Here is a 19075-nt window from a genome sequence, read left to right as displayed (position 1 = left end):
CGCCTGGCCCCCTCGTACGCACCTCGTTTCCACGAAATCCCTGGTAGCGTGCTGCGCATGCGAACCGCCCGACCTCGAACCGGTCACCTGTCCCAGCTCGGCGCGCGGCGTCAGCGCGCCGAGCGATCCCACGCCCGCCCCGCTCACGCCCATGCCGGCGCGGCGCGCCGCCTCGACGGCGGCCGCCGGCTCCTGCTCGCGCGCGTCGTCGCCGCCGCGCTCGCCCTGCTCGGGGCGTGGCTGCCCGCGAGCGCCGCGCACGCGGCCGGCACCGTCACCATCGCCGATCGCTCCCCCAAGGAGGACGACGGCCGCTGGAAGCTCAAGATGACGATCAACTACGGAGGGGCGCCGCACCTCGCGCACATCCCGATGTTGTTCGCGTTCACGCCGACGGTGCACTACGAGCGCGCGCTCACCGACCAGTCGCCCGAGAAGCCGATCCTGAACAAGATCCCGCTCCAGAACCAGCAGGGGATCAACGAGAGCATGGACGTCGGCTTCTCCGACGGCAGCGGCAAGATCTTCGCGATCACGAAGTTCGACTTCATCCTCCGCCGCGATCGCGGCTTCGAGGCCGGCGAGTACGACCTCGTCATCAAGCGCGCGAGCGACGGCGTGCAGATGGGTCAGAAGCAGAAGATCACCCTCCAGGGCGACAACGAGATCATCGACCGCCGCGCGATCGTGTTCACCGGCGAGAAGAAAAAGAAGAAGGACGACAAGGCGGACAAGGCGGACAAGGCCGACGACGAGAAGAGCGACGAGCCCGCCAACGACGCGGCGGACGAGCCTGCGTCCGACGCCGCGGACGCGGAGCCGTCCTCCGCGGAGCTCCCGCCCGACGAGGCGCCGCCTCCGGTGTCGCCGAAGCAGGGCGGCTGCGGCTGCCGTCTCGCGCCCGACGAGGCCGCCACGCCCTTCGCCCTGCCGCTCGTCGCCCTGGGCGCGGCGGTCGCGCTCGCCCGAAGGCGCCGCGGGCGCCGCGCGTAGCCGCGCCGCCCGGCGCAGGGGCAGCGGGGGCGGACCTGTCTCGGCGAGACGGCCCTCTGTGCTGGACGTTGCGCGCGGACTCGGTCGACGGCGGTCGCACCTCGCGATCGCCCTTGCGGGGACCACCCGAGCGCGCAGAGAATCCCCGCCGACGCCGCCTGCCCACGACTCCCTCGCGGGCCCGCCGTCCCAACCCAATCGATGAGCTCCCTAGTCCCCGCCCACCAGCACCCCCTGCTGTACGCGCTCTTCGCGCGTGTCTGGCTCCATGAGCTCTCGCGCGCCGCCAAGGCGAAGGTGACGCTCGCCAGCGTGCCCGACGCGGCGCTCGACCGGCTCGCCGCGCTCGGCGTCGACTACGTGTACCTGATGGGCGTCTGGACGCTCGGCCAGGAGGGCCCGCGCCAGTCGCTGGCGCACCCCGACCTGCGCGCCGAGTACGACCGCGTGCTGCCGGACTGGACCGAGGCCGACGTCGTCGGCTCCCCGTTCGCTGTCGCGCGGTACGAGGTCAACCCCGTGTTCGGCGGCGACGCCGCGCTCGCGGACCTGCGCCGGCGGCTCGCGTCGCGCGGCATCGGGCTCATCCTCGACTTCGTCCCCAACCACGTCGCGCGCGATCACCACTGGGTAAAGGAGAAGCCGGAGTGCTTCGTCGTCGGCGACGACGGCGCCCCGCTCAGCGGGCGCGATCCCTACATCCCGCCCTGGCCCGACACGGCCCAGCTCGACTACCGCCTCGCGGCCACGCGCGCCGCCTCGACCGAGGCGCTCCGCAGCATCGCCTCGCGCTGCGACGGCGTGCGCTGCGACATGGCGATGCTGGTGCTCGATGACGTCTTCCGGCGCACGTGGGCCAAGCGGCCGCCCACCGAGCGGAAGGCCGAGGCCACCGGCGAGTTCTGGGCCGAGGCGATCGACGCCGTCCGCCGCGACCACCCGAGCTTCGTCTTCATCGGCGAGGCCTTCTGGGATCTCGAGTGGCGCCTCCAGATGCTCGGGTTCGACTACACCTTCGACAAGAGCCTTTACGATCGGCTGAGCCACGCCTCCGCGTCGTCGGTCCGCGGCCACCTCGCGGCGACGTCCGATTACCAGCGGCGGAGCGTCCGGTTCATCGAGCACCACGACGAGCCGCGCATCGCGGCCGTGCTCCCGCCCGACCGGCGCCGGGCCGCGGAGTTCATCGCGGCGACGGTGCCCGGCATGCGGTTCATCCACCACGGCCAGCTCGAGGGGCGCACGGTGCGCGCCTCGATGCACCTCGCGCGCGCCCCCGAGGAGCCGGTCGACCAGGCCTGCCTCGCCTTCCACGAGCGGCTGCTCACGGCCGTGCGCCGCCCCATCCTGCGCACCGGGAGCTTCGCCACGCTCACCCCGCGCGGCCCGGGCGCCGACGCGTTCGTCGCCTACCGGTGGGAGCCGCTCCCCGCCTGCGGCGCGCCCCGCAGCGCGGCGCCGCTCGTGGCGGTGGTCAACTTCGCCCCGTCGCGCAGCGGGTGCCGCATCCCGCTCGACATCGCCGGCGTCGCTGGCCGCAAGGTCCTGCTCGTCGACCTCATGACCGGCAACGAGCATCCGCGCGACGGCGACGAGCTCGTCGATCTCTCGCGCGGCCTCGGCGTCGAGCTCCCCGCGTACGGCATCCACCTCTTCGAGATCCGGCGCTGAGGCGGGCGGCGCGCCCGGGTCGCCCCGCGCGCGGAGGTCGTCATGTCTGATCCCGGCGCGGGCGCGCCTTTCCGTCTCGTGACCATCCCCTTCAGCCACTTCTGCGAGAAGGCGCGGTGGGCGCTCGACCGCGCCGGCGTGCCGTACCGGGAGGAGTCCTATCTCCCGCTCGCCCACGCGCTCCCGTCGCGGCGCGCCGGCGGGCGCCGCGCCGTCCCGGTGCTCGTCTCGCGGGCGGGCGCGATCTGCGACTCGACCGACATCCTGCGGTACGCCGACGCGTGCGTCCCGGTGGAGCACGCGCTCTTCCCGGGCGAGCCCGACGCGCGCCGCGCCGGGGTCGAGGCGCTCGAGGAGCGCTTCGACCGCGAGCTCGGCCCCGCGGTCCGCCGCATCGTCTACTTCCACCTCCTGCCCGACGAGGAGGCCATGTTCTCCGTGATGCGCGGGTCGCTCCGCGCGCTGGAGGGCGCCGGCGTGGCGCCGCCCTGGTGGTTCGGGCGCGGCACTTTCCGCGCCTACTTCCCTGTCGTGCGCGCGATCATGAGGCGCATGATGCGCGTCGACGCCGCCGGCGCCGAGCGCTCGCTGGGCAAGCTCCGCGCGGTCCTCGACGCGGTGAACGAGCGCCTGCGCGACGGGCGCCCGTTCCTCGTCGGCGACCGGTTCTCGGCCGCCGATCTCACGTTCGCCGCGCTCGCCGCGCCCCTGCTCGCGCCCGAGCACCACCCGGTGCCGTTCCCGCCGGCGGGCGAGCTGCCCGCCGGCCTGCGCGAGCTCATCGAGGCGCTCCGCGGCGAGCCCGCGGGCGCGTTCGTCCGGCGCCTGTACCGCGACCACCGACACCAGAAGGCGGGGCTCCACGCGGACGGGTGACGCGCGGCGCCGCGGGCGCGCGCTGGCGCCCCCGCGCGCCGGCACGCGCGCGAGCAGGCCCCGCGCCGCCGGCCTTACGCGCTCAGCCGCGCGCGGGCAGGTCCCGCGCCGCCGGCCCTACGCGCTCAGCCGCGCGCCGGCACGCGCGCGAGCAGGTCCCGCACCGCCGGCCCTGCCTTCAGCGGATCGCGGCGCGCGCCGAAGTGCCGCGCGTGGTCCCGGACCGACGCGATCGCCGCCTCGGGGGCGAGGCCGTGGCGGGCGCGCAGCCACGCCGCCTGCACGATGCCCGCGCGGCCGTCGCCGGAGGCGCAGTGCACCACGATGGGCGCGCCGCCGGTCTCCGCGCGCCGGAGCGCGGCGAGCGCCTGCTCCAGGGCCTCGGCCGTGGGGAGCGCGCCCTCCTCGAGCGGCACGTGCGTCACGCGCAGGAACTCGCGCTGGTAGCGGCCGAGGAGCGGGGTCCGGTGCAGCGCCAGCTCTCCCTCGTCGAGCAGGCAGAGCACCTCGCGCATGCCCTGCCGCGCCATGAAGCCGAGCCACGCCTCGACGGGCGCGTCGCTCGGATCGGGGCTCGCCCCGGAGCTCGGCGGTACGACGACGGAAGAGCGGATCCCGGACGCCGACCACAGCGCCATGCCGAAGCCGGGGCGCTCCGCGCCGTGCACGACGCGATCGAGCGGCGACGCGGGCGCGAAGTTGAAGGGGGCCGGCGTCGCCTGCTCCTGCTCGCTCCGGTAGAAGATCTCGAACGCCTCGACCGACGCCTCGAGCTCGGGGTCGTCGATCGAGCCGGGCCGCGCGCGCCGCACCTCGGCGACGGCGTCGGCCGCCGAGCGGCCCAGCGACACGAGGCGGCACGCGAGGACGACGCCGGTGCGCCCGACGCCGCCCTCGCCGTGGACGGCGATCGGCCGCGGCGCCCGGCCGAGGAACGCCACGGCGCGCATCAGGTCCACGCTCGGGATGCGCGTGAAGTCGGCGAGCGGGCAGTGCAGGTGGATGAGCGACCCGAGCGCGTGCGGCGGCGGCGCCCGCCGCGAGAGCGACACGACGCTGCGGAAGCCGAGCTCCGCGAGCTCCTCGAGCGCCCGCTCCGCGTGGGGGTAGGCCATGCCCGCGAGCTCGCCGGGGATCACGAACGAGAAATTCTCGAGCTCACTCATGGCCGCCGCCCGGCGCGCACACGGTCGTGGCGCGCGCCTCGTGGTCGGGCATCAGCCCGCACCGGACCTGATCGTCGCAGCTCGCCGCCACGAGGAGCGCCGCCGCGTCGCGGGGCGACGCGGGCGGGCGCCGCGCCGGGCTCCCGGGCCGCGCTCGTCGCTGCGTCGGCTGGCAAGCGAGGCGGCGGCCGGGGCGGCGGAGGCGGCGAGGCCGAGGACTCCTGGAGGTCGTGGGCCTGGGCGCGAGAGCATTCCTCATGGTGGGGGCGCATTGTAACGGCAGTTCACGGCCGCTTGGCAGCCGTGAGCGCGGTCGGTTCGTCCTGGTCGCGGGTAGGGCGCCGCCGGAGGCGGGCGTGTCGGCTCGCGCGTCGATCGCACGTCGCTCCTGGTTCCCTCGGCACGGTCCGGCGTGTATGAAGGGCCCGTGGTCCGCTATGCCCTCGTCCGGACGGCCATCCAGCGCCCGATGCTGCTCGTCGCGCTCGGGCTCGGCTCGGCGTGCAGCGGCGCGGCGTCCCCCGCGGCGCCGCCGCCGCCTGCTGGCCAGGAGGCGCCCGCTGCCCCGCCTTCGCCCGCGGCGCCGCAGCCCCAGGCCGCCCTCCGGCCGGCGGCGCCCCCCGGCCCGGCCGAGGCGCAGGCCTTCCTGGCCGGCGTGGACCGGGACCTGCGCGCCCTGCGGCTCCAGTCGGCGCGCGCCGGGTGGGTCAACCAGACCTTCATCACGGACGACACCGACGCGCTCTCCGCCTCCGCCGAGGAGGCGAGCATGGAGTACCTCAACCGCACGATGAAGGCGGCGAGGCGCTTCGACGGGCTCGCGTTGCCTCCGGAGCTCGCGCGCCAGCTGACGCTCCTCAAGATCTCGACCTCCCTGCCGGCCCCGAGCGACCCGGCGGAGCGCGCCGAGCTCGCCGCGCTCTCGGTCGAGATGACGAGCCTGTACGGCAAGGGCAAGTACTGCCCGAAGGGCAAGCTCGGGCAGGCCGCGGCTGCAGGCCGCGCTGCGGCGGGCGGCGCGGCGGCGCCGAAGTGCCTGGCGCTGAACGACCTCTCCGGCATCCTGAAGAACAGCCGCAAATGGGACGAGCTGCTCGAGGCGTGGTCGGGCTGGCACACGATCGCGCCGCCGCTCCGGCCGAAGTTCGAGCGCTATGTGGCCCTCGGCAACAAGGGGGCCGCGGAGATCGGCTTCCCGGACGTCGGCGCGCTCTGGCGGGCCGGGTACGACATGCCCCCCGAGGCGTTCGAGGCCGAGACCGAGCGGCTCTGGGGCAAGCTGAAGCCGCTCTATGACGAGCTGCACTGCTATGTGCGCTCGAAGCTGCGCGGGATCTACGGCAAGGACAGGATCGGCGACAAGGCCCCGATCCCGGCCCACCTGCTCGGCAACATGTGGGCTCAGGAGTGGTCGAATATCTACGCGCTCATGGAGCCGTACAAGGGCCAGCCGTCGCTCGACGTGACGCGGAAGATCAAGGCGAAGAAGCTCGACGAGAAGCAGATGGTCTCGCTCGGCGAGCGGTTCTTCACCTCGCTCGGGTTCGACCCGCTGCCGGCGACGTTCTGGGAGCGGTCGCTGCTCAAGAAGCCTGTCGATCACGAGGCCGTCTGCCACGCGAGCGCCTGGGACGTGGGCGATCGGGACGATCTCCGCATCAAGATGTGCGTCGAGCCGACCGAGGAGGATCTCATCACGATCCACCACGAGCTCGGGCACGTGTACTACTATCACCAGTATTACAAGCTCCCGATCCTGTTCCAGTCGGGCGCCAACGACGGCTTCCACGAGGGGATCGGGGACACGCTGGCCCTCTCCGTGACGCCGAGCTACCTGAAGACGCTGGGGCTCATCGACAGGGTGCCTGAGGACGAGAAGGGGCTCATCAACTTCCTCTTCAAGAAGGCGCTCGACAAGATCGCGTTCCTGCCTTTCGGCAAGCTCATCGATCAGTGGCGCTGGGACGTGTTCTCGGGCAAGACGAGTCCGGCCGACTACAACAAGGCGTGGTGGGCGCTGCGGCTCAAGTATCAGGGGGTCGCGCCGCCCGTGGCCCGCAGCGAGGCCGACTTCGACCCGGGGGCGAAGTTCCATGTCCCGGCGAACGTGCCGTACACGCGCTACTTCTTCGCGCACATCTATCAGTTCCAGTTCCACCGCGCGCTGTGCAAGGCGGCCGGGCACACGGGGCCGCTCCACACGTGCTCGATCTACGGCAGCAAGGCCGCGGGCGAGAAGCTGCGCGCCATGCTGTCGCTCGGCGCGAGCCGCCCGTGGCAGGAGGCAATGCAGGCGATGACCGGCGAGAGCGAGACCGATCCGGGCGCGGTGCTGGAGTACTTCGAGCCGCTCCGGCGGTGGCTGAAGGAACAGAACAAGAGTGAAGTCTGTGGGTGGTAATCGGGCGTAGGTGAGCTGTGCGCGTCTTCGTCGCTGTCGATCCGGGAGCCGAGCTCCTCGCCAAGGCTGGAGAGCTCCTTCGGGAGCTCTCTCCCCGGGCTCCGTCCGCCAAGTGGGTGGAGCCTGCCGGGCTGCATATCACGCTCGCCTTCATGGGCGAGATCGGAGAGGAGCGCCTGCCGCTCGTCATCGCGGCGGCCGGGAGCGTCGCCGCCTTCCACAGGCCGCTCACGCTGCGCGTCGAGAAGGGCGGCGCGTTCGGCACGCGCCGCCGTCCGCGCGTGCTCTGGCTCGGCGTGGGCGGCGCGGTCGGCGCCCTCACCGCGATCCACCGCGACCTGGAGCAGACGCTCTCGATGTCGACGGGCTACGTGCCCGAGGACCGGCCGTTCGAGCCCCACCTCACCCTCGCCCGCTCGCGCGACCCGCGCGGCGACCCGGCGCTCGACGCGTGCGCCCAGGCGATCGGCAACGTGGACTTCGGCGAGACGCGGATCGAGGAGATCATCGTCTACCAGAGCGAGATGACCCCGAAGGGCGCGCGCTACACGGCGCTCGCGCGCGTCCCGCTGGAAGGGATCGGCAACCCGGAGCCGGGGCGCTGAGCGCCGACCCGTGGGCGGGCGGGAGCTCTCCCGCCCGCCTCAGCGCCGGCGCGGCTCGGGCGCAGGGATGAGCCCGAGCCGCACCGCCTCCTTGTAGGCGAACGAGCGGCTCACCCCGAGCAGCCGGCCGGCCATCGCGGCGTTGCCGCCGGCCGCCCGGAAGGCGCGCGCGAACGCCTCGCGCCGGGCCCGCTCCAGCGCCTCGACCAGCGGCTCCACCGGCGCCCCTGGCGGCACGCCCGCGGGCCACGGCCGCTCTCCGGGGAGCTCGCCCGCGGGCCACGGCCGCTCTCCGGGGAGCTCGATCCGCGGCGCGCCCGGGCGGGCCAGCGCGCCGTGCTCGTCGGCGTCGTCGACGTCCTCGCGGCGGAGGACGAGCGTCCTGCCGGCGGCGCCGGTGCCCTCGGCCATCATCCGGCGCAGCACGGCGCGCTCCACGGCGTTCTTGAGCTCGCGGACGTTGCCCGGCCAGCCGGCCTGGGTGAGCGCGCGCAGGGTCGGCTCGTCGAAGTCCACCTGCGCCGCGCCGAGCTCGTCCGCGATCTCCGCGGCGAAGCGCTCGCAGAGCGCCGGGATGTCCTCGCGCCGCTCGCGCAGGGGGGGCACGCAGATCGGGTAGACCCAGAGCCGGTGGAAGAGATCGGCGCGGAAGCGCCCCTCGGCGACCTCTCGCCGCAGATCGCGGTTCGTGGCCGCGACGACCCGCGCCTCGACGCGGCGCGCCCGGTCCTCGCCCACGGGCTGGATCTCGCCTTCCTGCAGCGCGCGCAGGAGCTGCGCCTGCGCCGCCAGCGGGAGCTCGCCGATCTCGTCGAGGAAGATCGTCCCGCCGTGGGCCGCCTCGAACCTGCCGGCGCGCGCCGCCGTGGCGCCGGTGAAGGCGCCCTTGCGGTGGCCGAAGAGCTCCGATTCGACGAGCTGCGCCGGTATCGCGGCGCAGTTGACGATCACGAGCGCCCGGCTCGCCCGGGGCGACCGCTCGTGCAGCGCGCGGGCGACGAGCTCCTTTCCCACGCCCGTCTCCCCCGTGACGAGCACCGGCACGGAAAGGGGGGCGAGCACCGCGATCTCGCGCTCGACGCGCCGCATCGCGGCCGAGCCGCCGGGCAGCGCGCCGCCGCCGGCCGCGCGCCGCGCCCCCGCGGCGAGGGCGGTGCCGGGGCCGATGTCGAGCCGCAGCGCGCCGGCGCAGAGCCCGGCGAACATGCGCGCGTCCTCGTCGCGCAGGCCGCGGAGGCCGTGGGGATCGCAGGCGTCCAGCGTGAGCAGCCCGGCGAGGCGGCCCTGCACGCGGAGCGGGACGGCCATGCAGGCGTGGATCGGGTGGATCTCGCCGGCGCTGCCGAGCAGCCAGCCGCTGTACGGGTCGGGCTCGCTCGGGTCGAGGAACCGGATCGGCCCGGCCGCCAGGGTCGCCCTGCGGAGCCTCGGGTGCTCCGCGGGGTTGAAGCTGAGCCCCAGGGCGGCCGGCGACAGCCCGATCTGCGCGGCGACGCCGACCGACCCGTCCTCCGCGGCCGTGAGCACCGACAGCGCGTCCGCCGCGGTCGCCTGCGCGAGCGCGCGCAGGATCCGCTGCAGCGCCTCGTCGCGGGCGGGCGCTTCGGACAGGCTGAGCACGGCGTCGAGCAGGGTCACGCGGGTTCCTCGGACAGGCGGGGGGCGACGGCGGTTTCCTGTCGGAAACCACGGCAGGAAACACCGTGGGGTCGGGCGGGGCAAGCGCGCAGGCGGGGCGGCGCGCGGTCGGGACGCCCGAGCGGCCGCGCTCGGCAGCGCGCCAGGTTTCCCCGAGGAGACCGTCGCGGGTCGCCCGGCGCGCCGATCCGGCGGGATCGGCGCGATCCACCGGCGAGGCGCGCCTGGCACGGCCCGTGCGAACTCCGAGAGTCGACGGGCGACTACGACGGCGCGAGCTGACGTGAACGACGTCAGCGCACGTGAGCTGACCGCGACGTGGCGGTCGAGGACGACGTGCGCGCGGCGCAGCGCCCGCTGGGAGGTAGATCATGGGACTGAACGTTGGCTTGCTGCGGGAGAGCTTCGAGCTCGTGCTCGAGAGGGAGCCCAACCTCACGCATCGTTTCTATGGGATCCTGTTCTCGCGATACCCGCAGGTGAGGCCGCTCTTCGGGCGCAACAGCCGGGAGCACCAGGAGAAGATGCTCGCGGAGGCGCTCGTCGCGGTCATCGACCGGCTGGAGGACGCGTCCTGGCTCGAGGAGAAGCTCATGGCGATGGGGGCCAAGCACGTCGACTACGGCGTCACGGACGAGATGTACCCCTGGGTCGCCGACGCGCTGATCTCCGCCATGTCCGAGGTCGCCGGCGCTGACTGGTCCCCGGCGCACCGGCAGGCCTGGTCGGACGCGCTCGGCGCGATCGCCTCGCTCATGCAGCGCGGGGCGAGGGAGCACGGCGCCGGTCGGCCCGACGCGGCGCGCGCCGCGGGCCACGCCGCCGGCGGCGTCACTCCCCCATCGCCTTGACGACCACGCGCTTGCGCCGCTTGCCGTCGAACTCCGCGTAAAAGATCTGCTGCCAGGGCCCGAGATCGAGCTTGCCCGCGGTGATCGGCACGATCACCTGGTGGTGCACGAGGATCGATTTGAGGTGGGCGTCGCCGTTGTCCTCGCCGGTCCGGTGGTGGTTGTAATCGGGCCCCTCGGGCGCGAGCTCCTGGAGCCACGTCCAGATGTCCTCCCAGAGGCCGGGCTCGTGGTCGTTCACGAACACGCCGGCCGTGATGTGCATGGCGCTCACGAGGACCATGCCCTCCTGGATGCCGCTCGCGGCGACGACGGCCGCGACGCGGTCGGTGACGTTGACGAGCTCGCGCTTGGCCTTCGTCTCGAAGTAGAAATATTCGGTCTTCGACTTCATGGCTCCTCCCGCGCGCGGCCACGGCGCGTGGCGCGGCGCGCACGTCGATCGCGCGCCGAGGCCGCCTGTCGCCGCGGGCGCGCGCCGGCTCCGGGGCTCCATAGCCCACCTGCCGGCCCGGCGCGAACCGCGTGCGGGCCAGGCGCCCAGGGTCTACGATGGATCGCCGTGAAGGCCGCGCGGCGACGGTTGATCCTCGACATCGTGGCCACCGACGCGACGTTCGAGCGCACCGAGATCCGCGGCCAGGCGGCGTGGGTGGGCAAGTGCATCCACTGCCTGTCGCACGTCGTCGTCGGCCTCGATGGCGAGCCGATCCAGCGCGCGACGATAGAGCACATCGTCCCGCGCGTGCACGGCGGCACGGACGCGCTCGACAACCTGGCGCTCGCGTGCGGCCGGTGCAACGCGCTGAAGGGCATGCGGCTCGACGTGCGGCGCCGCGACGACCCGAAGCTCGTCGCGGTGATCGAGCGGCTCAGGGAGCGCAAGGAGAGCCGCCGCCGCGGCGCCGCGACGTAGCCTGGCCGCGCCGCGGCGGCGGGATGCGCGCCGCTCACGGCGCCGTCCTCGTCGCGTCAGGGGTAGAGCCGCTCGACGCGCCAGCCGTCGCCGTCGCGGTGGTAGACCACGCGGTCGTGCAGCCGGCTCTCCTGGCCGCGCCAGAGCTCGATGCGCTCCGGCACCACCCGGTAGCCGCCCCAGAACTCCGGCCGCGGCACGGGACGGCCCTCGAAGCGGGCCTCGATCTCGCGCACGCGCTCGACGAGCCGCTCGCGCGAGGGCAGCGGCGCGCTCTGCCGCGACGCCCACGCGCCGATCTGGCTGCCCCGCGGGCGGGTCGCGAAGTAGGCGTCCGACTCCGCCTCGGTGACCCGCTCGACGCGGCCCTCCACGCGGATCTGCTCGGCCGCCTTCGCCCAGTGGATGCACAGCGCGGCGAACGGGTTCGCCTCGAGCTCCACCGCCTTGCGGCTGCCGTAGTTGGTGAAGAACACGAACCCGCGATCGTCGATGCCCTTCAGCAGCACCATCCGCGCCGAGGGGCGCCCGGACGCGTCCGCCGTGGCCAGCGTCATGGCGGTCGCGTCGGTCGGTTCAGTGGTTTGCCGCTGCTCGAGGAGCTCGCGCGCGAGGACGAAGGGATCGGTCGGCTCGGTGGTCATGGCGCAATCGCGGCATGCATATACAAGCAGGGCGCGCCGCAGGCGAACCCGAACGCCTCGTTTCGCCATGCGAACCCGGGTGTCGCGGCGGCGCGGCGCGCGCTTTCGCCGCCGCGCGCCGGTTGGCGGGGCGCGCTCGCCGGCTGACGCGGCTGCGAGCAGGCGCCGAGGGCAGCGCGGGAGCGACCATTTCCGGGAAGGCTCGCGTTGTGGCCCACTCCCTGGTTTGATACTAGCGAGGACCCAGAGCGAGGGCGTGCATGGTCGTACCGGTCAACGTGGGGGACGTCCTCGCGGAGAAATACGAGGTCGAGCGCGTCCTTGGAGAGGGCGGGATGGGCGTGGTCGTCGCCGCCCGCCATCTCTTGCTCGGCGAGCGGGTGGCCATCAAGTTCCTGCTGCCGCAGGCCCGCGAGCGCGCGGACCTCGTGGCGCGTTTTCTGCGCGAGGGGCAGGCCGCGGCGCGCATCCGGAGCGAGCACGTGACGCGCGTGTACGACGTCGGCACGCTCGCTCGGGGCGAGCCCTACCTCGTGATGGAGTACCTCGAGGGCACCGACCTGAAGGCTCTCCTGCGCAGTCGCGGCCCGCTGCCGGTCGAGCTCGCCTGCGATTACCTGCTCCAGGCGTGCGAGGCGCTCGCCGAGGCGCACGCGCTCGGCATCATCCACCGGGACCTGAAGCCGGGGAACCTGTTCCTGAGCCAGCGGGCCGATGGCAGCCCGCTCATCAAGGTCATCGATTTCGGCATCTCCAAGATGGCCCTCGCGGCGGAGCCGGCGGCGCCCAAGGAGCGCGACATGACCGAGAGCTCGGCGATGCTGGGCTCGCCGCTCTACATGGCGCCCGAGCAGATGGTCTCGTCGAAGAGCGTCGACGCGCGCGCCGACGTCTGGTCGATGGGCGCCATCCTTTACCAGCTGCTCACGGGCGCCACCCCCTTCCATGGCGACTCCGTGATGGAGATCTACGATCGCATCCTGGAGGGGCCGCCGCGGGCCAGCGCCCTGCGCGCCGACGTGCCGCAGCGGCTCGAGTGGGTGGTGCAGCGCTGCCTCCAGAAGACGCCCGCCGATCGCTTCGGCAACATCGCCGAGCTCGCCGCCGAGCTCGCGCCGTTCGCGCCGCCGCACGCGCAGCACCTGGCCGAGCGCGCCGCGCGCGTGCTGCGGGTGCGCCCGGGCTCGCTCGCCGAGGGAGGCGGCGAGCTCGCGTCGCCGCGGCGCCCGCTTTCCACGTCGCCCGGGCCTCCCAGCGCGACGCCGGCGTCCGGCGGCAACTCGAGCGCGCGCGGCGTGGCGGCAGCGGCCGTGTGGGGCGTGCCCACGGAGGTCCTGACGGACGGCGCGGCAACGGATCGCTCGTGGGGCGGCACGGGCGCCTCGTCGGGCCAGCGCCGCGCCGGGGCGCGCGCCCTCGGGATCGTGGCGGCCATCGCCGCGGCGCTCCTCGGCGCCGCGGGGCTCGCATGGTTCGTGCTCCGCCCCTCCGCGCCGGACGCGGCGTCCGGGGACTCGGCGGCGCCCTCGTCATCGCTCGAGACGGCGTCGCACGGCGAGCCGTCGGCGGAGGAGGATCACACGGCCGGCAAGCTCCCCGAGCTCCCCGCCGGCGACGCCGCGCCGCAGGTGAGCGCGAGCGCGACGGTGCAGCCAGCGGCGAGCGCGACGGTGCAGCCGGCGGCGAGCGCGACGGTGCAGCCGGCGGCGAGCGCGACGGTGCAGCCGGCGGCGAGCGCGACGGTGCAGCCGGCGGCGAGCGCGACGGTGCAGCCGGCGGCGAGCGGGTCCGCAGAGCCGCGGCCTGCCGCGTCCGTGAAGGGTACGCGGCCGCCGGGGCGGCCCTCGCCGCCTCGGCCCACGCCGACCGCGCCTCAGGACTTCTTTTCCGATCCTCGATGAGATCACCTGAGCCCAGGAGAGGTCCCGCCTTGCTTTGCCATCGTCGTCCATCGAGCATCAGTCCGGGGGCCGGCCGCGGCGCGGCGGCCGGGGGCGCGCGCCGCCGGGCGCTCGCGGTCCTGTCGACGCTCGCCGCGCTCGCCGCCCTCGCGCCGGCCGCGCGCGCCGCCGAGCCCACGAGGGAGGAGCGCGCCGCCGCGGTCGCGCTGTTCGACGAGGGGCGCGCGCTGATGGCCGCGGGCAAGCACGCCGAGGCCTGCCCGAAGCTCGCGGAGAGCCACGCGATCGACCCGGGCATCGGCACCCTCTTCAACCTCTCCGACTGCTACGAGCGCATCGGCAGGACCGCGACGGCCTGGATCGGCTTCCGCGACGTCGCGGCCGCCGCGCTGTCGGCGGGGCAGACGGAGCGCGAGCGGGTGGCGCGCGCCCGGGCCGCCGCGCTCGAGCCGCGGCTCTCGCGCCTGCAGATCGTGGTGCCGCCGGAGGCGGCGATCGCCGCGATGGAGCTCACGCGGGACGGCGTCCCCGTGGGGCGCGCGCTCTGGGGGACGGCGGTGCCGCTCGACCCCGGCGAGCATCGGGTCGCCGCCGTGGCGCCCGGACACAAGCCGTGGGAGGCGAAGGTCGCGATCGACAAGCCGGGCGTGGTGAGCGTCACCGTGCCCGTGCTCGAGAGCGCGCCGGCGTCGAGCTCCGGCGCGGGCGTCGCGCCGAAGGCGGCGGTCGCGCCGCCGCCGGTGGAGCCGCCCGCCACCGACGCGCCCCCGCCGCAGGGCGGGAGCATCCGCAAGCCGATCGGCATGATCGGGGTCGGGCTCGGCGTGGTCGGGATCGGCGTCAGCACGGCGCTCGGCTTCATGGCCAGGTCGACCTTCGACGAGGCCACGGAGGGCGGTCATTGCGACAAGGCGGGCAACTGCGTCGATCAGACGGGCCTCGATCTCCGCGATGACGCGGTGAGGACAGGCAACATCGGGACGGCGGTGTTCATCGCCGGGGCGGTCCTCGCCGCCGGCGGGGCGATCCTCTGGATCACGGCCCCCTCCGCGCCTCCGGCCGGGGCGGCGTCCGCGCGCGGGCGCGGGCTCGCCGGCGGCGCGCCCTGGAGCGCGCGCGTCGGGCTCGGTCCCGGGAGCGTGTGGGTCGAGGGCAAGCTCTGAGCGGGGCGCCATGGCCCCGCCGGCTCCAGGAGACGACTCGGATCCATCCTTCGAGCTCGACTGCGATCGCCGCCGTCCCGTCGAACCACGGACGGCGTACGACGTCGCTCAGGGGGAGATCCATTCTCCGGTGAGCCGGAGAGCCCCTGTCGTTGGCTCTCCTTGGCGCGAGGTCGTTCGATGCGTGAGACGCGGGGACGCTCGCCGCCCCCTTCCGAGCGCCCGGTGGATGTGCTTGGCTTGCCCCGCTCATTCAGGAGGAGCCTCATGAAGAATGTCTTGACGGTGCTCGTGGCGCTCGGCGCCGTGTGTCTTTTCGGCTGCGAGAACAAGCCCCAGCAGGTGACGCCCGAGCCGCCGAAGCCCGCGACGACGGCCGAGGTCGTGACGCCGGCGCCCAAGGCCGAGCCCGCGAAGGCCGCGCCGGCCGAGTCCGCCAAGCCGGCGAGCACCGGCGGCTGGTGATCCGCGCGGCGGCCTCGCCCGCCGCCCTGCCGCCTCGACGCATGGCCGCGATGCGCCTCGCGCTTGCGCTCTCGCTCGGCCTCGCCGCCTCGGCCTGCGACAGCCGCCCCCCATCGCCGGCCGTCGTCGTCGGCGGCGGCGCGCCGGATCCCCTCGAGCCGCTGCGGCAGTTCGAGGCGTCCCGCCGGGCCGCGGCCGATTTCTCCCGCCAGCCGAGCTCCGACCGCCAGCTCGGGCCCGACCCGATCGCGCTCCGCCCCGTGGATCCGCAGGGCCGCCCCGCCGCGCCGGGCGCGCCCGCGCTGCTCTCGCCGCTCCGCGGCCGCGACGCGCTCGTCCTGCTCGACGCGTCGCTGCGCGAGCTCTCCCGCGCCCCTGCGCCCGCCTCGCCGACGGGCGTCGCGGTGCTGCCCTCCGGCGAGGTCGTCGCGAGCGGCGAGGCGTCGCCCGCGCTCTTCCGCTACGCCGTCCGCGGCGCCTCGCTCGAGCCCGTGGGGCGCATCGAGCTCGCGGGCCTCCACGGCGTCCGCGACCTCGCGGCCGGCCCCGAGGGCGTCCTCTATGCGCTCGACGAGCGCGCCGGCACGCTCCTCACGCTCCGCCCCGGCCGCGCGGGCGCGGACGGGCGCCTCGAGGTCGAGCGCTGGGACGAGCCGGTCGGCGCTGGCCCGTTCCGGGTCGTGCGTCTCGCGCGCCACCTGATCGTCGACTGCCTCCTCGATCATACGCTCGTCGTGCTGCCTGTCGGCGCGGACGGCCGCCCGCTGTCGGACGGCGCCGCGCGGATCCGCCACGACGGCCCGATCTGGAGCTTCGACGCGCTCGAGGCCGCCGGCGCGGGAGGCGGCCTCCTGCTCGCCGCGGGCGGGGTCGAGGATCGCCCGCTCGACCGGACCGGCGGCTCGTTCGGCTACATCGACTCGTTCGTCTTCCTCTACCGCGTCGCTGCGGGCGCCCGGCCCGAGGTGACGCGCCTCTCGGCCGTGAACGTCTCGGAGCTCGGCGTCCTCACCCCGAAGGCGATCGCGCTCTCGATGCTCTCTGGCGCGGCCGGCGCGCGCGTGATCGCGACCGGCTACGGCGGCGATCGCCAGGCCGAGCTCCTCTTCCGCGCCACGGAGGCTGGCCTCTCGTCCGCGCCGGAGGTCTCCACCCGCCCGCTCTCCCCTGGCGTCGCCGCGATGGCCGTGCTCGACGGCGGCGCGGTCGCCTACGCGGACCCCCTGCTCGACGCGTGGCTGCTCGACGCGGGCGGCGCGGTCGTGAAGAGGCCGGTCCAGGACGACGGCGAGGACGCCCGATCGGAGGAGCTCCGCCTCGGGGAGGCGCTCTTCTTCACGTCGCTGATGGCGCCCTGGAACAGGACCGACGGCCCGCTCAGCCGGTTCACGTGCGAGACGTGCCACTTCGAGGGCTACGTCGACGGCCGCACGCACCACACGGGCCGCGGCGACGTGCGCGCCACGACCAAGCCGCTGCTCGGCCTGTTCAACAACCGCCCCCACTTCTCCCGCGCCCTCGACCCGGATCTCACCTCGGTCGCGGACAACGAGTTCCGCGTCGCCGGCGCGCTGAGCGGTCACGACCCGTGGTTCGCCCTCTCGAGCGAGGGCGCGCCCTGGCTCGCCGACCTCGGGCTCCTCGGCGCCGATCGCGCCGATCTGCCGCCCGAGGCGCTCCGCCGCGCGCTCATGAGCTTCCTGATGGCGTTCTCGCACCGCAGGAACCCCGCCGTCCTCGGCCGCGCGCGCTTCACCTCGCTGGAGCGCGACGGCGCCCGTGTGTTCCGGGACCGCTGCGCGCGCTGCCACGCGCCCGTGCTCCGCAGCGACGACCCCGGCTCCGCGGTGCCTTTCGAGCGCTGGGAGGAGCTCGTGCTCGCGCCCGGGGGCCCGATCGTGTGGGGCAGGGCCGGCTACGAGAAGACCGGCGTCGTGCCGTATGTGCACGAGGACGGCGCGCGGGTGCCATCGCTCCGGCGGCTCTACAAGAAGCGGCCTTATTTCACGAACGGCTCGGCCAGGACGCTGCGGGACGTGCTCGAGCGGGCGCGCTTCGCCGCGCCGGGCAGCGAGCGCGCGGCCGGCGTGTCAGGCGCTTTTTTTCATGACGGCGCGCCCGCGGGCGAGGGCCTCGCCGCGCTGGATCCCGGCGCGATCGAGGCGCTCCTCGCCTTTCTCGACCTGCTCTGACCCCGTTTTCCGCGAATCGCCAGCGCCGGGGCCGCTCGCGCGGATCCCGCAGCATCGCCGGGCGATCCGCGGTAAATAGGTGCCATGCGACTTCACCCCACGTTCCCCCGCCCTTCGGCGTCGGCCGTCGACAAGGCGCGCCGGCTCCTCGAGCGTGCGCTCGGCCCCTCGAAGGTCATCACGTCGGCCGAGGGCTGCGCCGCCTACGCGGGGGACGAGTCGGATCAGCCGCCGGTGAGCCCGGATGCGGTCGTGCTCGCTTCCTCGGCCGACGACATCGAGAAGGCCGCGCGGGCGGCGAGCGAGGCGGAGGTGCCGGTCGTGCCGCGCGCGGCCGGCAGCGGCAAATCGGGCGGCGCCGTGCCCGTGGGGGGCGGGATCGTCATCGTCACGATCGGCATGAACTCCATCAAGGAGATCAGCCGCGAGGAGCAGGTCGCTGTCGTCGAGCCGGGCGTCATCCTCGCCGACCTGCACGCGGCGGTCGAGGCCGAGGGCCTCTTCTACCCGCCCGATCCGAACTCGCTCAAGATGTGCGCGCTCGGCGGCAACATCGCCGAGAACGCCGCCGGGCCGCGCGCCTTCAAGTACGGCGCCACGCGCGACTACGTGCTCGGGCTCGACGCGATCCTCATCGACGGCACGCGCCTGCGCACCGGCCGGCGCACGGTGAAGGGCGTGACGGGCTACGACGTCACGGCGCTGCTCGTCGGCAGCGAGGGCACGCTGGCGATCACGACGGAGGCGACGCTCCGGCTCATCGCGAAGCCCCCGTCGGTCATGACCCTGCTCTGCCTCTTCCCGGACGTGCGCGCGAGCGGGCGCGCGGTGAGCGCCCTCGTCGCGGCGGGCGTCGTGCCGCGCTGCCTCGAGCTGCTCGACCGCTCGACGCTCGAGGCGGTCCGGGCGCGCGGCGTCGGGGTCGACGAGCGCGCGGGCGCGATGCTGATCATCGAGGTCGACGGCGAGCCCGCGGACTGCGAGGTCCAGACGGAGCGGGTGGGGCAGGTCTGCATGGACGCCGGGGCGCTCGACGTGCTCGTCGCGCAGGACAAGGCGCAGCGCGACCGGCTGTGGGAGGCGCGCCGCCAGCTCTCGCCGACGACGCGCGCGATGGCGCGCCACAAGATCTCGGAGGACGTCGTGGTCCCGCGCGACAAGATCCCGGCGCTGCTCGACGAGGTCGCGGAGATCTCGGCGGCGACCGGCGTCCGCATGCTGACGTACGGCCACGCCGGGGACGGCAACCTCCACGTGAACCTGCTCTGGAACGACCCGGACCTCGTCCCCCAGGTGGAGACGGCGCTTTCGCGCCTGTTCCGCGCGGTGATCGGCATGCGCGGCACGCTGAGCGGGGAGCACGGCATCGGCACGTCGAAGGCCGAGTTCCTCGGGCTCGAGCAGTCCCCGGAGCTCATCGCGATCCAGAAGCGGATCAAGGCGGTGTTCGACCCGAAGGGCCTGCTCAACCCGCACAAGATCTTCCCGCGGCGCGCGCTCGAGGCGGCCGAGCGCGGCGAGCGCGGCGGCGGGGCCGAGCGCGCGCCGGGCTTCCCGACCCACGTCTCGGCGCCGTCGCACGGGGCGTGCTGA

The 19075-nt window shown here is 74.5% G+C and carries 16 protein-coding genes; 12 read left to right on the top strand and 4 right to left on the bottom strand.

The window, feature by feature from the left end; translation table 11 throughout:
* The first annotated feature begins 57 nt into the window (after positions 1–57).
* The 3 genes from WME89_RS32840 (at position 58) to WME89_RS32830 (ending at position 3540) form a co-directional block, all read left to right on the top strand.
* Positions 58–993: an MYXO-CTERM sorting domain-containing protein gene (locus WME89_RS32840; protein ID WP_438003606.1), complete on the top strand. Its 936-nt coding sequence runs from the start codon at positions 58–60 to the stop codon at positions 991–993.
* A gap of 201 nt (positions 994–1194) precedes the next feature.
* The gene (locus WME89_RS32835) at positions 1195–2664 is read left to right on the top strand and encodes an alpha-amylase family glycosyl hydrolase (protein WP_438003605.1); all 1470 of its coding nucleotides are present in this window, start codon (positions 1195–1197) and stop codon (positions 2662–2664) included.
* Positions 2665–2706: 42 nt separating this feature from the next.
* Positions 2707–3540: a glutathione S-transferase family protein gene (locus WME89_RS32830; RefSeq protein ID WP_438003604.1), complete on the top strand. Its 834-nt coding sequence runs from the start codon at positions 2707–2709 to the stop codon at positions 3538–3540.
* 125 nt (positions 3541–3665) lie between these two features.
* Here WME89_RS32830 and WME89_RS32825 read toward each other — a convergent pair whose 3' ends face one another.
* Positions 3666–4706 carry a phosphatase domain-containing protein gene (locus WME89_RS32825; RefSeq protein ID WP_438003603.1) on the bottom strand — a complete coding sequence of 347 codons (1041 nt, stop codon included), beginning with the start codon at positions 4704–4706 and terminating at the stop codon, positions 3666–3668.
* Positions 4707–5175: 469 nt separating this feature from the next.
* On the opposite strand from WME89_RS32825, the gene WME89_RS32820 reads away from it, so the two are divergent.
* Positions 5176–7107: a M2 family metallopeptidase gene (locus tag WME89_RS32820; RefSeq protein ID WP_438012002.1), complete on the top strand. Its 1932-nt coding sequence runs from the start codon at positions 5176–5178 to the stop codon at positions 7105–7107.
* A gap of 17 nt (positions 7108–7124) precedes the next feature.
* Complete coding sequence (gene thpR / locus WME89_RS32815; protein WP_438003602.1) at positions 7125–7712, top strand: RNA 2',3'-cyclic phosphodiesterase; 588 nt, start codon at positions 7125–7127, stop codon at positions 7710–7712.
* A gap of 39 nt (positions 7713–7751) precedes the next feature.
* Here the strand turns inward: thpR and WME89_RS32810 are convergent, their stop codons facing one another.
* Positions 7752–9350, bottom strand: coding sequence for a sigma 54-interacting transcriptional regulator (locus tag WME89_RS32810; RefSeq protein ID WP_438003601.1), 1599 nt, complete (start codon positions 9348–9350; stop codon positions 7752–7754).
* Positions 9351–9721: 371 nt separating this feature from the next.
* Between WME89_RS32810 and WME89_RS32805 the strand changes: the two genes are divergently transcribed.
* Complete coding sequence (locus tag WME89_RS32805) at positions 9722–10201, top strand: globin domain-containing protein (RefSeq protein ID WP_438003600.1); 480 nt, start codon at positions 9722–9724, stop codon at positions 10199–10201.
* Here WME89_RS32805 and WME89_RS32800 read toward each other — a convergent pair.
* A complete protein-coding gene (locus WME89_RS32800) occupies positions 10182–10595 on the bottom strand; it encodes a secondary thiamine-phosphate synthase enzyme YjbQ (RefSeq protein ID WP_438003599.1) in 414 nt (137 codons plus the stop codon). The genes WME89_RS32805 and WME89_RS32800 overlap by 20 nt on opposite strands.
* A 168-nt stretch (positions 10596–10763) precedes the next feature.
* Here WME89_RS32800 and WME89_RS32795 point away from each other — a divergent pair, with 168 nt between their 5' ends.
* Positions 10764–11117, top strand: a complete 354-nt coding sequence (locus tag WME89_RS32795) for an HNH endonuclease (RefSeq protein ID WP_438003598.1) — start codon at positions 10764–10766, stop codon at positions 11115–11117.
* Between the two features lie 56 nt (positions 11118–11173).
* Here WME89_RS32795 and pdxH read toward each other — a convergent pair whose 3' ends face one another.
* Positions 11174–11761: a pyridoxamine 5'-phosphate oxidase gene (gene pdxH, locus WME89_RS32790; protein ID WP_437618504.1), complete on the bottom strand. Its 588-nt coding sequence runs from the start codon at positions 11759–11761 to the stop codon at positions 11174–11176.
* A 260-nt stretch (positions 11762–12021) separates the two neighbouring features.
* Here pdxH and WME89_RS32785 point away from each other — a divergent pair, with 260 nt between their 5' ends.
* The 5 genes from WME89_RS32785 to WME89_RS32765 all read left to right on the top strand — a co-directional run bounded on the left by WME89_RS32785 (position 12022) and on the right by WME89_RS32765 (position 19075).
* The gene (locus WME89_RS32785) at positions 12022–13662 is read left to right on the top strand and encodes a protein kinase domain-containing protein (RefSeq protein ID WP_438003597.1); all 1641 of its coding nucleotides are present in this window, start codon (positions 12022–12024) and stop codon (positions 13660–13662) included.
* A 29-nt stretch (positions 13663–13691) separates the two neighbouring features.
* Complete coding sequence (locus tag WME89_RS32780) at positions 13692–14825, top strand: hypothetical protein (protein WP_438003596.1); 1134 nt, start codon at positions 13692–13694, stop codon at positions 14823–14825.
* Positions 14826–15092: 267 nt separating this feature from the next.
* Positions 15093–15290: a hypothetical protein gene (locus tag WME89_RS32775; protein ID WP_438003595.1), complete on the top strand. Its 198-nt coding sequence runs from the start codon at positions 15093–15095 to the stop codon at positions 15288–15290.
* A gap of 50 nt (positions 15291–15340) precedes the next feature.
* Positions 15341–17482 (top strand): hypothetical protein, encoded by a 2142-nt coding sequence (locus WME89_RS32770; protein WP_438003594.1) that lies wholly within the window; start codon positions 15341–15343, stop codon positions 17480–17482.
* 84 nt (positions 17483–17566) lie between these two features.
* Positions 17567–19075 carry an FAD-binding oxidoreductase gene (locus tag WME89_RS32765; protein ID WP_438003593.1) on the top strand — a complete coding sequence of 503 codons (1509 nt, stop codon included), beginning with the start codon at positions 17567–17569 and terminating at the stop codon, positions 19073–19075.

It is taken from the genome of Sorangium sp. So ce321 (assembly GCF_051530195.1).
Classification (GTDB): Bacteria; Myxococcota_A; Polyangia; order Polyangiales; family Polyangiaceae; genus Sorangium.
This window is presented reverse-complemented; position numbering and strand designations above follow the sequence as displayed.

Bases quoted from the DNA above. Each gene is read 5' to 3' on its own strand.
- WME89_RS32840 (WP_438003606.1), top strand. From the start codon at position 58: ATGCGAACCGCCCGACCTCGAACCGGTCACCTGTCCCAGCTCGGCGCG.
- WME89_RS32835 (WP_438003605.1), top strand. From the start codon at position 1,195: ATGAGCTCCCTAGTCCCCGCCCACCAGCACCCCCTGCTGTACGCGCTC.
- WME89_RS32830 (WP_438003604.1), top strand. From the start codon at position 2,707: ATGTCTGATCCCGGCGCGGGCGCGCCTTTCCGTCTCGTGACCATCCCC.
- WME89_RS32825 (WP_438003603.1), bottom strand. From the start codon at position 4,706: ATGAGTGAGCTCGAGAATTTCTCGTTCGTGATCCCCGGCGAGCTCGCG.
- WME89_RS32820 (WP_438012002.1), top strand. From the start codon at position 5,176: ATGCTGCTCGTCGCGCTCGGGCTCGGCTCGGCGTGCAGCGGCGCGGCG.
- WME89_RS32805 (WP_438003600.1), top strand. From the start codon at position 9,722: ATGGGACTGAACGTTGGCTTGCTGCGGGAGAGCTTCGAGCTCGTGCTC.
- WME89_RS32800 (WP_438003599.1), bottom strand. From the start codon at position 10,595: ATGAAGTCGAAGACCGAATATTTCTACTTCGAGACGAAGGCCAAGCGC.
- pdxH (WP_437618504.1), bottom strand. From the start codon at position 11,761: ATGACCACCGAGCCGACCGATCCCTTCGTCCTCGCGCGCGAGCTCCTC.
- WME89_RS32785 (WP_438003597.1), top strand. From the start codon at position 12,022: ATGGTCGTACCGGTCAACGTGGGGGACGTCCTCGCGGAGAAATACGAG.
- WME89_RS32775 (WP_438003595.1), top strand. From the start codon at position 15,093: ATGAAGAATGTCTTGACGGTGCTCGTGGCGCTCGGCGCCGTGTGTCTT.
- WME89_RS32770 (WP_438003594.1), top strand. From the start codon at position 15,341: ATGCGCCTCGCGCTTGCGCTCTCGCTCGGCCTCGCCGCCTCGGCCTGC.
- WME89_RS32765 (WP_438003593.1), top strand. From the start codon at position 17,567: ATGCGACTTCACCCCACGTTCCCCCGCCCTTCGGCGTCGGCCGTCGAC.